This window comes from Ramlibacter agri (assembly GCF_012927085.1).
GTDB lineage: Bacteria > Pseudomonadota > Gammaproteobacteria > Burkholderiales > Burkholderiaceae_C > Ramlibacter > Ramlibacter agri.
Genome location: NZ_JABBFX010000001.1, coordinates 2,306,068 through 2,318,620, shown reverse-complemented (window position 1 = coordinate 2,318,620; position 12,553 = coordinate 2,306,068). Strand labels below are relative to the sequence as shown.

Here is a 12,553-nt window from a genome sequence, read left to right as displayed (position 1 = left end):
TTCGCGGGAATGACGAGGCCGGGTCAGGGCAGGTTCTCCCGGAAGATCACCTGGCTGCGCACCTGCTCCACCCCACTCGTCGGCTCGCGGCCGTCGCGCAGGTTGGCGAAGATGCGCACGCAGTTCATCACCGCGCCCTGCGGGTTCTGCGTGATCACGGCATCCAGGGTGCCGTCGATCAGCAGGGCCCGCGTATCGGGCGTGAGCCCGTGGCCGATGAAGATCGGCTTGCGCACCAGCGTCGTTTCATGGATCGCGCGGCCGATGCCCTCCGCGCCGCCGCCGATGTTGTAGATGCCGGCCAGGTCCGCGTGCTGCTCGAACAGGGCGCGCGCCTGGCGATAGTTCTTCTCCGCGTCGTCCTGCCCTTCGCGGGCCCCGACCACGTGCACCGACGGATACTGCTCCTGCATCAGGTGCAGGAACCCGGCCTCGCGCTCCTCGTGCGCCTTGTAGCTCAGGGAACCGGCGATCATCGCCACCTTGGGATGCTTGCTCCGCGCCACCGGCCCCATGAAGCGAGCGATCAGGTAGGCCGCGGTCCGCCCCGCGGCGCGGTTGTCGAGGCCTACGTAGGCCGCGCGCTGCGAGTTCGACAGGTCGGAGATCAGCGTCACCGTCGGCACGCCCTGCTCCGCCAGCTGCGCCACCGCCTCGCGCACCACCGGATGCTCCAGCGCCATGAAGGCGATGCCGTCGCACTTCTTCGCGTGCCGCAGCAGCTGTCTGGCCAGCGCCTCCGGGTTGAAGGCCTCGATGTATTCGGCCTGGCAGCGCACGTTGAACGGCGCCCAGTGCTCCTGCGAATAGCCGATCACGTCGCCCAGCATGCGCAGGAAGCGGTTGCTGCCCTCCGGAATCAGGAAAGCCAGCCGCAGCGGCTTGGGCGCCGCCGCGGCGCGCGCCTGCGCCTCGGGCACGTAACCCAGGTCGGCGGCGGCCCGCATCACGCGCTGCACCGTGGCCGCGCGCACGCCACTGCGCCCGTGCAGCACGCGATCCACCGTCGCAAGCGACACTTCAGCGCGCTGCGCCACCTCCTCCATCCGCGGCATCGGCACCTCAAAACCCCTCAAATCACCGGTTTGACCGACCGGCCCTGGAAACCTACTCTACCGCCCTACAGGCGCAGCGGCAATGGCGGCGCCTCAGGACACCTCAAAATCCCTCAAACCCAGGAGACAAGCATGCCCCATACCTCGCGCCGCAACGTCCTGCGCCAGTTCGGCGCCCTGCCCGCCGCCGGCATCGCCGCCGCCCTGCCCACTTTTGCCCGGGCTGCGGAGTTTTCGCTGAAGTACGGCAACAACCTGCCGCTGACCCACCCGCTGAACGTCCGCGCCCAGGAAGCCGCCGACCGCATCGCCAAGGAAAGCAAGGGCCGCGTCGAGATCAAGATCTTCCCGAACAACCAGCTGGGCGGCGACACCGACATGCTGGCGCAGGTGCGCTCCGGCGGCCTCGACTTCTTCACGCCTTCGGCGCTCGTCATCGCCACGCTGGTGCCGGTGGCCGCCATCAACGCCGTGGGCTTCGCCTTCGGCGACTACAACCAGGTGTGGACTGCCATGGACGGCAAGGTCGGCGCCCACGTCCGCGCGGCCATCGGCAAGATGCGCCTGTACGCCTTCGAGAAGATGTGGGACAACGGCTTCCGCCAGATGACCAGCTCGCGCGGTCCCATCGCCACCGCCAAGGACATGGACGGCCTGAAGATCCGCGTGCCGGTGAGCCCGCTGTCCGTCAGCATGTTCAAGGGCCTGGGCGCCTCGCCCGCCGGCTTGCAGTTCAGCGAGGTCTACTCCGCGCTGCAGACGAAGATCGTCGACGCGCAGGAAAACCCGCTGCCCATCATCCAGGTGGCCAAGCTGTTCGAGGTGCAGAAGAACTGCTCGCTGTCCAACCACATCTGGGACGGCTTCTGGTTCATCGCCAACGGCCGCATGTGGGACAGCCTGCCGGCCGACCTGAAGACCATCGTCGCGGGCGCCATCAACGACGCCGGCATGAAGCAGCGCGAGGACATCAAGAAGCTGAACGAGACGGTCCAGGCCGACCTCTCTTCCAAGGGCCTGCAGTTCAACAAGACCAGCCCCGACAGCTTCCGCGCCAAGCTGCGCGAAGCCGGCTTCTACGGCGAGTGGAAGGGCCGCTTCGGCGACGAAGCCTGGGGCCTGCTGGAATCCGCGGTCGGCAAGCTGGCGTAATGACTCCCCCCCGAAGCGCCTTCGGCGCCTCCCCCTCAAGGGGGCGCCACCAGCGGCCCGGCAAAGCCGGTTCCGCGGTGGCCCGCGAACGAGCCCGGACATGACACCTGTTCTTACTCACGGCGCCGCGGACGCGCCGCCCGCCGCGCGCCGCCCGCTGGGCGTGCTGGCGCAGCGCGTCGAGAACGGCCTGGGCCTGGCGGTGGATGCCGTCGCCGGCAGCCTGGTGCTGGTCGAGATCTTCGTGCTGCTGGCCGGCGTGATCGCCCGCTACGTGTTCCAGAAGCCGCTGGTCTGGTCGGACGAGCTCGCCTCGCTGCTGTTCCTGTGGCTGTCGATGCTGGGCGCCGTCGTGGCGCTGCGGCGCGGCGAACACATGCGCATGACGGGCCTCGTCAGCCGTGTCGGCCCGCGCGCGCAGGCGCTGCTGGAGACGCTGGCGCTGACGGTGCCGCTCGCCTTCCTCGCCATGGTGCTGTGGCCGGCCTTCGAGTACGCCTCGGAGGAGATGCCGGTGGTGAGCCCCGCCATGGAGATCAGCAACGGCTGGCGCGCCACGGCCATCCCGGTCGGCCTGGGACTGATGGCGATCATGGCGCTGCTGCGCCTGGCGCGCCTGCATGAAGGGCGGCGCATCGCCGTCGCCGTCGGCATCACCGCGGCGCTGACCGCGCTGCTCTGGTTTGCCGGGCCTTCGCTCGTGCCGCTGGGCAAATTGAACCTGGTGATCTTCTTCGTCGTGCTGGTCGCGGCCTGCGTGTTCGGCGGCGTGCCCATCGCCTTCTCCTTCGCGCTCGCCACCTTCGCCTACCTCGGCCTCACCACGCGCACGCCGCTGCTGGTGATGGTGGGACGGCTGGACGAAGGCATGTCGCACCTGATCCTGCTGGCGGTGCCGCTGTTCATCTTCCTCGGCGCGCTGATCGAGATGACCGGCATGGCGCGCGCCATGATCCAGTTCCTGGCCAGCTTGCTGGGCCACGTGCGCGGCGGCCTGTCCTATGTGCTGGTCGGGGCGATGTACCTCGTGTCCGGCATCTCCGGCTCCAAGGTCGCCGACATGGCAGCCATCGCGCCGGTGCTGTTCCCCGAGATGAAGGCGCGCGGCGCCAAGCCCGGTGACCTGGTCGCATTGCTTTCGGCGACCGGCGCGCAGACCGAGACGATTCCGCCTTCCATCGTGCTGATCACCATCGGCTCGGTCACCGGCGTGTCGATCGCGGCGCTGTTCAGCGGCGGCCTGTTGCCGGCGGTGGTGGTGGGCGCTTTCCTCTGCACCGTGGTGTGGTGGCGCTACCGCAAGGAAGACCTGTCGCAGGTGCGCCGCTTCACCAAGGGCCAGATCACCCGCTTCTTCGTCGTGGCGCTGCCGGCGATCCTGCTGCCCTTCGTCATCCGCGCAGCAGTCGTGGAAGGCGTGGCCACCGCGACCGAGGTGTCGACCATCGGCATCGCCTATTCGGTGATCGTCGGCATCTTCATCCACCGCCAGTTCGACATCAAGCGCCTGCCCGGCATGCTGGTGGAGACGGCGTCGCTGACCGGCGCCATCATCTTCATCGTCGGCTGCGCCACCGCCATGGCCTGGGGCCTCACGCAAAGCGGCTTCTCGCAGGACCTGGCGGCGTGGATGCAGTCCATGCCCGGGGGCGCCGCAGGCTTCATGCTGGTGTCCATCCTCGCCTTCGTGGTGCTGGGCAGCGTGCTGGAAGGCATCCCCGCCATCGTGCTGTTCGGGCCCCTGCTGTTCCCCATCGCCAAGGCCGTGGGCATCCACGAGGTGCACTACGCCATGGTGGTGATCTTCGCGATGGGCATCGGTTTGTTCAGCCCGCCGTTCGGCGTCGGCTACTACGGCGCCTGCGCCATCAGCAAGATCCATCCCGACGAAGGCCTGCCGCACATCGGCGGCTACATCCTGGCGCTCCTCGCCGGCCTCGCAGTCGTCGCGGCCGTGCCGTGGATCTCCACCGGCTTCCTCAAGTAAAGGTCAATTTTTCATGAGCAGATTCTTCGGCGAGATCCGCCAGGTGTGCTATCTCGTGCCCGACATCGAGGCCGCGATGGACTACTGGGCCAACGTGCTCGGCGTGGGCCCCTGGTACTACAACCCGCGCGTCCCCATCAAGAACTACAGCTACCGCGGCGAGCGCTACGAGCCGCACAACTCGGTGGCGCTGGCCAACGCCGGCGGCCTGCAGGTGGAGTTGCTGCAGACGCGCAACGACGTGCCGTCCATGTACCGCGACTTCCAGCAAGCCGGCCACGTCGGCGCGCAGCACTTCGCCTACTGGACGGAGAACTTCGACGCCGACCTGGCGCGCGCCGAAGCCGCGGGCTTCAAGGTCTGCATGGGTGGCGAAGTGGGCGAGAACGGGCGCTTCGTGTATTTCGAGGATGCCAAGCATCCCGGCGTGCACCCGGGCACCGTGGTGGAACTGTCGGAAGTGGCCGGCCCCAAGGGCAAGCTGTTCCGCATGATCCGCGAGGCCTCGCAGGACTGGGACGGCAAGGACCCGGTGCGGCCCTTCCCCGACCTGAGCACGCTGTGAGCGGCATGCGCTTCACCGCCACGTACCTGATCGAAACGCCGCTAGACGTGGCCCAGGTCGCCGAGGTGCTGGCCGGCGAGCAGAGCTGCGGCACCTTCGCCCGCGTCGAGGGCGAGACCGAGGCGCTGCGCGAACGGGCGCGGGCGACGGTGGAGAAGATCGAGCTGCTGGACGTGGCCGAAACGCCGTCGCTGCCCAATGGCTGGATGCAGCGGCGCGGCATGTTCGCCAAGCCGCAGAGGTGGCAGCGCGCGCGCTTGCGCGTGAGCTTCCCGGTGGCCAACGTCGGCGTGAACCTGCCGACCCTGGCGGCCACCGTGTCGGGCAACCTGTTCGACCTGGGCGAAGTCACCGGGCTGCGGCTCGAATCCGTGGAGCTGCCGGCCGCCTACCGCCAGCAGTTCCAGCTGCCGGTGCAGGGCATCGCCGGCACGCGCAAGCTCACCGGCGTCTTCGACCGGCCCCTGATCGGCACGATCATCAAGCCCAACGTGGGACTGTCGGCGCAAGAGTCCGGCGACCTGGTCGCGAAGCTGTGCGCCGCCGGCGTCGACTTCATCAAGGACGACGAGTGCTGCGGCAACCCGGACCACGCGCCGCTGGAGCAGCGCGTGCGCGCTGTCATGAAGCGAGTGCGCGCCCACCAGGACCGCACGGGCAAGCACGTGATGGTCGCCTTCAACATCAGCGACGACCTCGACGCCATGCGCCGCCATGCGGACCTGGTGCAGGCCGAGGGCGGCAGCTGCGTGATGGCCAGCCTCAACTGGTGCGGCTATTCGGCGATCCAGTCGCTGCGGCGGCACACGCCCTTGGCGATCCACGGCCATCGCAACGGCTTCGGCGCGCTGTCGCGCCATCCCTTGCTGGGCTTTTCCTATCCGGCCTGGCAGACGCTGTGGCGGCTGGCGGGCGTGGACCACATGCACGTGCACGGGCTGCAGGGCAAATTCGCGCAGGACGACGACGAAGTCATCGAGGCCGCGCAGGTCTCGCTGGCACCGCTCGCCGAAGGCCTGGATGACCGCGTGCTGCCCGCCTTCAGCAACGGCCAGTGGGCCGGCACCGTGCCCGCCACCTGGGGCAGCGTGCGCAGCAACGACCTGCTGTTCATGTCCGGCGGCGGCATCCTCGCGCATCCCGATGGCGCCGCCGCCGGCGTCGCCAGCCTGCAGCAGGCCTGGGACGCGGTGCAGCAGGGCGAGACGCTGGCCGATCGCGCACAGCGTTCGCCCGAGCTGCAAAGCGCACTGGCCTTCTTCGGCAAGAAGTGATGGCGCCGCTCCTCGGCTGGTACGGCGACGACTTCACCGGCGCCACCGACACGCTGGCCGTGCTGACGCAGGCAGGATTGCGCGCCCTGCTCTTTCTCGACGTTCCCGATGCGAACCAGCAGGCCGCGGCGGCGCGCGCGTTGGGCGGCGAATTGCAGGCCGTCGGCATCGCCGGCGCTGCGCGCACGCTGTCACCGCCGGAGATGGCCGCGGCGCTGGCGCCCGTTGGCGACTTCTTCCGGGGCCTGCAGGTGCCGGTTCTGCACTACAAGGTCTGCTCCACCTTCGACAGCGCGCCACATGTAGGAAGCATAGGTACGGCCATCCGCGTGTTGCGGCGCTCGGTCGACAACCCCTTCGTCCCGATCGTCGGCGGCCAGCCGAGCCTGGGGCGTTACTGCGCCTTCAGCAACCTGTTCGCGGCGGCCGGGCGCGGCGGTGCGGTGGAGCGCATCGACCGGCATCCGACCATGCGCCAGCATCCGGTGACGCCGATGGCGGAGGCGGACCTGCGGCGTCACCTGTCCCTGCAAGGCCTGGAACCGGTCGCTGCCCTGCACTACCCGCTGTATGCGGAAGACGAGACAACGCAGGACGCCGCTGTTTCCGCAGCCATCGACGGCCACGCGCCGGCCGTGCTGCTGGACGCCGCGGCGCCGGAGCACCTGGCGGCCATCGGCCGCATCGTCTGGGAACAGGCGCAACGCGAGAGACTGCTGGCCGTGGGCGCGAGCAGCGTGGCGCAGGCGCTGGTGGCGCATTGGGGGCCTGACGCCGCGGCGGCGGAAGCACCGCTCGCGCCGGCGAGCGCACCGCTGTTGGTGTTCGCGGGCAGCTTGTCGCCAGTGACGGCGCGCCAGGTCACCGCCACACGTTCCTTCGAACGTGTCGCGCTCGATGCCTCCGATCTTCTGGATCCCGAACGCGCAGTCGCCGCGTCCGCGCGTCTGGCCGCGCTGCTGCGCGCCGGACGCCACGTGCTGGCCTGCACGGCGCCTGCGCAGGCGGGCAGTGCGGACAGTTCACGCTCCGGCGAGCTGGCGGCCGCCAGTGCGCGCCTGCTGCGCGGCCTGTTGCTGGACCTGGCGGCGCGCGGCATGCGCTTGCCGCGCGTGGGCATCGCGGGCGGCGACACGTCGAGCCTCGCCGTCGATGCGCTGGGACTCTGGGGCCTTTCCTATCGCGCGGCGCTCGGGCCGGGCGTGACGGTGAGCCGCGCGCATGCGGACGACCCGGTGTTCGACGGCCTGGAGCTGATGCTCAAGGGCGGGCAGATGGGCGGGGAGCAGGTGTTCGAACAGCTGCTGGGGGCTTAGCGCGCCATTGCGTCGGCGCGCAGCCGAAGGCCTTGGCGAACCAGCGCGAGAACGCGCTGGTCTCCGAGAACCCCAGCAGCGCCGCCACCGCGGCCATGCTCTTGCCCGAACCCGCCAGGTAGCGCTGCGCCAGTTCGCGCCGCGTCGCTTCCAGTTCCTCCGCGAAGGACACACCTTCGGCCGTGAGATGCCGGCGCAGGGTGCGGCTCTGCAGCCCGAGCCGCAAGGCCACGTTGTCCATCGTGCAGCGGCCGCTGGGCAGCATCACGCGCACCAGTTCGCGCACCTGCGCCGGCAGCGGCCGCGCGCGCAGCCCCGCCCACTCCTCCACCTGGCGCTCCGAGACACTGCGAAACAGCGGGTCGGCTTGCTGGATCGGATGGTCCAGGTCCGCCGCGGCGAGGTACAGCGCGTTCGCATCCGCATCGAAATCCACGCGGCAGCCGAAGTGGTGCCGCCAGGGCCGCGCATCGGCCGGCGCCTCGTGCTGCAAGGTCACGGCCTGCGGATGCCAGCCGGCGCCCAGCAGGTGGCGCAGGATCTGCAGGATGCCGCCGACGACGAGATCGCTGACCTGGCGCGACGCCGCGGCGCCCGCTTCCAGCAGATGGGCGCTGAGCACGGCGCCGCCGCGCGTTTCGTGCAGTTCCAGCACCACCTCCGAATGCAGGTGCAGCCACGAGGTGATGGCGAGCAGCGCGTGCCGCACGTCCGGCTCGTCGCGCGCCAGCAAACCCACCGCGCCGAAGTGCGAGAGCCGCCGCGCCTGCGACAAGCGCAGCCCGAGATCGGGACAGGCCAGGGCTTCGGCACTGTCCTCCAGCAAGCGCGCGACGGCGCGCACCGGCAGCCGTGCCTGCGGATCGCCCAGCGTCTGCGGAGCGATGCGCGCGCGCCGCAGCAGTTGCGCGGCGTCGCCGCCGTGATTGCGCACCAGGCCCGGGAAGCCGGTGAGGACGTTGACGCTGACGGTAGGCCCCGGCATGTCCGCGATCGTCAAGACTTTGTCCGCGATGGTCAAGCGCGAAGACCCGCGCCGGGCCTAGATTCGCGGTGCGGCGAAACCCGCCGCCGGAGCGAGACAAGCCATGAAGACCACACTGCTGCGCAGCACGGCTGCGCTCTTCCTCGCCGCCTGCGCCCTCGTGGCGCAGGCCCAGCCGCAATGGCCCGCGCGGCCCGTGCGCGTGCTGGTCCCCGCACCCGCGGGCTCCGGCCCCGACGTGCTGTGCCGCAACGTCCTGCAGCGGCTGTCGGAACGGCTGGGCCAGCCCTTCCTGCCGGACAACCGGCCGGGCGCCAGCGGCCACCTGGCCGGCGACATCGTGGCCAAGGCGCCCGCCGACGGCTACACCTTGCTGTGCGGCGTGAGCAGCACCTTCGTGACGACGCCGCACCTGATGTCCAAGCTCTCGTACGACCCGCTCAAGGACTTGCAACCGGTCGACGTGCTGGCCCGCGCGCAGTTGCTGCTGGTCGCGAACCCCGGCGTTCCGGCCGACGACCTGCCCTCGCTGGTGGCGTGGATCAAGGCCAACCCCGGGAAAGTGTCCTATGCCTCGCCCGGTGTCGGCTCCAACGCCCACCTGGCAATGGAAGTGTTCAAGGCGCAGGCCGGCCTGGACATGGTGCACGTGCCCTACAACTCGCCTGCGGCGCTGACGGACGTGGCCAGCGGGCGCGTGCAGCTGATGATCGAGCCCAGCGCCAGCGCCGGCCCCTTCATCCGCGACGGCCGCCTGAAGCTGATCGCCATCGCCAGCCCCGCGCCGATGCCGGAATACCCGAAGGCGCTGCCGGCGAACAAGACGGTACCGGGCTTCGAGGTGATCGGCTGGGGCGGCATGTTCGCGCCCGCCGGCGTGCCACGGCCCATCGTCGACAAGCTCGCCACCGAGATCCAGCAGGTGCTGGCCGGCAGGGACGTGAAGGATGCGTTCGGGCAACTGGGCTTCGTCCCCGACGGCATGGGCCCGGAAGACACGCGCCGCTTCATCCGCACCGAATACGACCATTGGGGCCAGGTCATCAAGGCCGCCAACATCCGCCTGGAGTGAACAGTGATTGATGGTCTCTTCGTCTTCGACAACGTCATCCACCTCTACGACCTGTCGGCCGGCAACACGCGCACGGACCGCGACGACGCGCTGCCCGCGCGCGACCGCATCCTGGCCTACATCCGCGCCCAGGTGCGCGACCCGGCGGCCGCGCCCGGCGGCGACCGCGACTTCCGCTGGGACCGCCGCTGGAGCGTGGAGGAGATGCACCGGCTGGTGTTCGAGAATTCCGCCACCGACATGGCCATGGCACAGACCGTGCCCATGTTCGACTGGTTCCAGGACTGGTACTCGCCGGTGCGCACGCAGCATGCGATGGCCGAGGCCTATCCGGACCGCGTGCTGTTCTGCGGCGGCGTCGACCCCAGCTACCGCGGCCTGGCCGACGCGCTGGAGCAGATCGACCACCAGGCGCAGGTGATGGGCGCGAAGTCCTTCAAGTTCTACAACGGCCATGCGCTGGTGAAGGACTGCTGGCGCTGCGACGACGAGAAGCTGGCCTACCCGATGTACGAGCGGGCCATCGCCAATGGCGTCAAGGTGCTGCAGTTCCACAAGGGCAACCCTTATGGATTGCAGAACATGGAGTGGCTGAGCCCGGTCGACCTGCAGGCGCCGGCGCGCGACTTCCCGCAGGCGACATTCATCGTGCACCACCTTGCCCTGCCCTACTTCGAGGAGCTGGTGTCGATCGCCACCCGCTTCCCCAACGTCTACCTGTCCCTGGCCGGCTTCATGGCCTTCTACCGCGTGGCGCCGCGCCGGGTGCAGGAACACGTGGGCCGGCTGCTGCAGACCTGCGGCCCGGACAAGATCCTGTGGGGCTCGGAGGCCGCGCTCGCGGGCAACCCACAGCCTTACCTGGAAGCCTTCATGCAGCTGCAGATCCCCGAGGACCTGCGCGCCGGCTACGGATACCCCCAGCTCACGCGCGACGACCGCCGCAAGATCCTGGGCGAGAACTTCGCCCGCATCATGGGCGTCGACCTGGCCGCCAGGAAGCAGGAGCTGGGTCTATGACCGGCACCGTGGCACTGCGCGTGGCGGCCCTGGACCGCATGCTGCGCTCGCATGGCGGCGGGCTCGAACTGGAGTCCGTCTCTCCTGATGGCGTCGTGCGCGTGCGCTTCACGGGCATGTGCGTGGGCTGCGAACTGCGGCCGGTCACCAGCAGCTCGGTGATCGAGCCCGCGCTTGCCAAACTGGACGTCGTCACGAGGGTCGAGATCGCGGGAGGACGTGTCTCGGAGTACGCCCTCGCGTCCCTGCAAGCAGCCAGCGCCCCCGACCGCGACGCCATCCTCCAGGCCGTCGAACAATGCGAAGCCGAAATCGGAGGCCACGCATGCGGCTCGTGAGCTATCTCGCGCCCGGCGACGCGCGGCCGCGCGTCGGCAGCCTGGTCGACCTGCCGCAGGGCCGCTGCGTCGCCGACCTGCAGCGCGCGTATGCGGCGACGCTCGCCGATGACCCGTTCGCGCCGGAGATCGCCGCGGTGCGCATCCCCGGCGACATGATCCGCTTCCTCGAAGGCGGCCCGCTCTCGATGGCCGCGGCCCGCGCCGCCGAGGCGCAGGCGCGGACCCACGCTGTCTTCCTGCACGCCGAAACCGCGGTGCGCCTGCTCGCGCCGGTACCGCGCCCGCGCAAGATCATCTCGGTGGGCGGCAACTATCGCGCGCACATGGAGGAAGTGCTGCGGCAGAAGGTGCGCGTGGACCTGCCCGACTACCCCATTGCCTTCCTCAAGATGCCGTCGGCCGTCATCGGCCCGGACGAGCCCATCGTGCGTTCGCGGCTGACCGAGGAGCTCGATTACGAGATCGAGATCGGCCTGGTGATCGGCCAGCGCTGCAAGGACGTGCGCGCCGAGGACTGGCGCAGCGTGGTGGCCGGCCTGACGGTGGTGAACGACGTCAGCATGCGCGACATCATCCTGGCGGAGCAGCCTTACGGCATTCCCTTCCAGGGCAAGAACCTGGACACCTCCTGCCCCTTGGGGCCCTGCATCGCGACGCTGGACGAACTGGGCGACACCGGCAACCTGGACGTCTGCCTGCGCGTCAACGGCGAGGTGCGCCAGCAGGACAACACCCGCAACATGGTCCACGACTTCGGCCGCATCGTGGCCTACTGGTCGCGCGTGACCCTGGAGCCCGGCGACGTGATCACGACCGGTACGACCTCCGGCGTGGCGGGCTTCCGCAAGCAGCGCCCCGAGAAGCTGCTGAAGCCGGGCGACGTGGTGGAGGCCGAGGTGCAGGGAGTGGGGGTGCTCCGCAATCCCGTCGTCGACGAGCCCGGGGTCAGAGCTTGAGGTCGGCGGCCAGGCGCCGCAGCAACTCGTCCCCGCTGTCCACGTGCTGCCGGAAGGCCAGCTCGTTCGCACCCGCCGTCCCGCGCTGCGCCATGTCGTCCAGCCGCGCGTCGAAAGCGCGCCAGTACTTGTCGCGGCTGCCGAGGAAATACACCGGCACCTTCGCCAGCTGCCCGCTCTTCATCATCTCCAGGATCTGGAAGATCTCCCATTCGGTGCCCGTGCCGCCCGGTGCGATGACGATCGCCGCCGAGTGCTTGATCATGGCCTGCTCGCGCGTCGCCACGCTGGAGAAGATCAGCCCCTGCGACACGTAGCGGTTCAACTGCACGCGCGGGTTGCCGCCATAAGGCCGCTCCGGCGTGCCGTTCGGGTCGCGGTCGTAGTACGTGGTGTAGCCGATGCTCGGGCCGCCCGCTTCCAGCGCGCCCTGGTTCACGGCCTCCATCAGCCCGGGACCGGCGCCGCTCATGATCGGGAACTGCTTGCCGTAACGCTGCGTCCAGGCGCTGCCGAAAGCCTTGACGTCCTGGTACAGCGGATCGCCGGCCTTGATCCGCGAGCTGCCGTACAAGGTGACGAAGCCCTGCGGGAAACGCTCCGCCTTGAAGGCTTCGGCGCAACGCAGATCCTGCGCCAGCGCATGCACCGGGATCACGTTCTCCACGCCGTAGTACGGGCCCACGTAGGCCGCGTTCGGCACGTCCGCCCGCGGGCACGACACCAGCTCGAAGGGGCCGGGCGGGGTGACGCAGCCGGTGACGGCTGCGACCAGGACAAGGGCGGCGAGGAGCTTCATCGCCGCGATCATCGCAGCAAGCGGCCCGCGC

The 12,553-nt window shown here is 69.6% G+C and carries 12 protein-coding genes; 9 read left to right on the top strand and 3 right to left on the bottom strand.

What is annotated here, in order from left to right:
• Positions 1 to 23: 23 nt before the first annotated feature.
• The gene (locus HHL11_RS11205) at positions 24 to 1,055 is read right to left on the bottom strand and encodes a LacI family DNA-binding transcriptional regulator (protein ID WP_169418460.1); all 1,032 of its coding nucleotides are present in this window, start codon (positions 1,053 to 1,055) and stop codon (positions 24 to 26) included.
• 132 nt (positions 1,056 to 1,187) lie between these two features.
• Here HHL11_RS11205 and HHL11_RS11200 point away from each other — a divergent pair, with 132 nt between their 5' ends.
• From HHL11_RS11200 to HHL11_RS11180, 5 genes are all read left to right on the top strand, one after another.
• Positions 1,188 to 2,207, top strand: coding sequence for a TRAP transporter substrate-binding protein (locus HHL11_RS11200; RefSeq protein WP_169418459.1), 1,020 nt, complete (start codon positions 1,188 to 1,190; stop codon positions 2,205 to 2,207).
• A gap of 100 nt (positions 2,208 to 2,307) precedes the next feature.
• Positions 2,308 to 4,194: a TRAP transporter large permease gene (locus HHL11_RS11195; RefSeq protein ID WP_169418458.1), complete on the top strand. Its 1,887-nt coding sequence runs from the start codon at positions 2,308 to 2,310 to the stop codon at positions 4,192 to 4,194.
• A gap of 13 nt (positions 4,195 to 4,207) precedes the next feature.
• On the top strand, positions 4,208 to 4,759 hold the full coding sequence (locus HHL11_RS11190) for a VOC family protein (RefSeq protein WP_169418457.1): 552 nt from the start codon (positions 4,208 to 4,210) through the stop codon (positions 4,757 to 4,759).
• Complete coding sequence (locus HHL11_RS11185) at positions 4,756 to 6,033, top strand: RuBisCO large subunit C-terminal-like domain-containing protein (protein WP_169418456.1); 1,278 nt, start codon at positions 4,756 to 4,758, stop codon at positions 6,031 to 6,033. The genes HHL11_RS11190 and HHL11_RS11185 overlap by 4 nt, the downstream gene beginning before the upstream one ends.
• Positions 6,033 to 7,349 carry a four-carbon acid sugar kinase family protein gene (locus HHL11_RS11180; protein ID WP_169418455.1) on the top strand — a complete coding sequence of 439 codons (1,317 nt, stop codon included), beginning with the start codon at positions 6,033 to 6,035 and terminating at the stop codon, positions 7,347 to 7,349. The genes HHL11_RS11185 and HHL11_RS11180 overlap by 1 nt, the downstream gene beginning before the upstream one ends.
• On the opposite strand, the gene HHL11_RS11175 is transcribed toward HHL11_RS11180, so the two are convergent.
• Positions 7,294 to 8,334, bottom strand: coding sequence for an AraC family transcriptional regulator (locus tag HHL11_RS11175; protein ID WP_169418454.1), 1,041 nt, complete (start codon positions 8,332 to 8,334; stop codon positions 7,294 to 7,296). The genes HHL11_RS11180 and HHL11_RS11175 overlap by 56 nt on opposite strands.
• A gap of 103 nt (positions 8,335 to 8,437) precedes the next feature.
• Here HHL11_RS11175 and HHL11_RS11170 point away from each other — a divergent pair, with 103 nt between their 5' ends.
• From HHL11_RS11170 to HHL11_RS11155, 4 genes are read left to right on the top strand one after another with little or no spacing between them, the layout of a single operon-like run.
• Complete coding sequence (locus tag HHL11_RS11170; protein WP_169418453.1) at positions 8,438 to 9,406, top strand: Bug family tripartite tricarboxylate transporter substrate binding protein; 969 nt, start codon at positions 8,438 to 8,440, stop codon at positions 9,404 to 9,406.
• A 3-nt stretch (positions 9,407 to 9,409) separates the two neighbouring features.
• Positions 9,410 to 10,426 (top strand): amidohydrolase family protein, encoded by a 1,017-nt coding sequence (locus HHL11_RS11165; RefSeq protein WP_169418452.1) that lies wholly within the window; start codon positions 9,410 to 9,412, stop codon positions 10,424 to 10,426.
• Positions 10,423 to 10,764: a NifU family protein gene (locus tag HHL11_RS11160; protein ID WP_169418451.1), complete on the top strand. Its 342-nt coding sequence runs from the start codon at positions 10,423 to 10,425 to the stop codon at positions 10,762 to 10,764. Before HHL11_RS11165 ends, HHL11_RS11160 begins: the two co-directional genes overlap by 4 nt.
• Positions 10,752 to 11,723, top strand: a complete 972-nt coding sequence (locus HHL11_RS11155) for a fumarylacetoacetate hydrolase family protein (RefSeq protein WP_169418450.1) — start codon at positions 10,752 to 10,754, stop codon at positions 11,721 to 11,723. Before HHL11_RS11160 ends, HHL11_RS11155 begins: the two co-directional genes overlap by 13 nt.
• Here HHL11_RS11155 and HHL11_RS11150 read toward each other — a convergent pair.
• On the bottom strand, positions 11,713 to 12,522 hold the full coding sequence (locus HHL11_RS11150) for an LOG family protein (RefSeq protein ID WP_169418449.1): 810 nt from the start codon (positions 12,520 to 12,522) through the stop codon (positions 11,713 to 11,715). The genes HHL11_RS11155 and HHL11_RS11150 overlap by 11 nt on opposite strands.
• Positions 12,523 to 12,553: the final 31 nt, after the last annotated feature.

Excerpts from the sequence above, each read along its gene's own strand:
- HHL11_RS11205 (WP_169418460.1), bottom strand. The coding sequence starts at position 1,055 with ATGCCGCGGATGGAGGAGGTGGCGCAGCGCGCTGAAGTGTCGCTTGCG.
- HHL11_RS11200 (WP_169418459.1), top strand. The coding sequence starts at position 1,188 with ATGCCCCATACCTCGCGCCGCAACGTCCTGCGCCAGTTCGGCGCCCTG.
- HHL11_RS11195 (WP_169418458.1), top strand. The coding sequence starts at position 2,308 with ATGACACCTGTTCTTACTCACGGCGCCGCGGACGCGCCGCCCGCCGCG.
- HHL11_RS11190 (WP_169418457.1), top strand. The coding sequence starts at position 4,208 with ATGAGCAGATTCTTCGGCGAGATCCGCCAGGTGTGCTATCTCGTGCCC.
- HHL11_RS11180 (WP_169418455.1), top strand. The coding sequence starts at position 6,033 with ATGGCGCCGCTCCTCGGCTGGTACGGCGACGACTTCACCGGCGCCACC.
- HHL11_RS11175 (WP_169418454.1), bottom strand. The coding sequence starts at position 8,334 with ATGCCGGGGCCTACCGTCAGCGTCAACGTCCTCACCGGCTTCCCGGGC.
- HHL11_RS11170 (WP_169418453.1), top strand. The coding sequence starts at position 8,438 with ATGAAGACCACACTGCTGCGCAGCACGGCTGCGCTCTTCCTCGCCGCC.
- HHL11_RS11160 (WP_169418451.1), top strand. The coding sequence starts at position 10,423 with ATGACCGGCACCGTGGCACTGCGCGTGGCGGCCCTGGACCGCATGCTG.
- HHL11_RS11155 (WP_169418450.1), top strand. The coding sequence starts at position 10,752 with ATGCGGCTCGTGAGCTATCTCGCGCCCGGCGACGCGCGGCCGCGCGTC.
- HHL11_RS11150 (WP_169418449.1), bottom strand. The coding sequence starts at position 12,522 with ATGAAGCTCCTCGCCGCCCTTGTCCTGGTCGCAGCCGTCACCGGCTGC.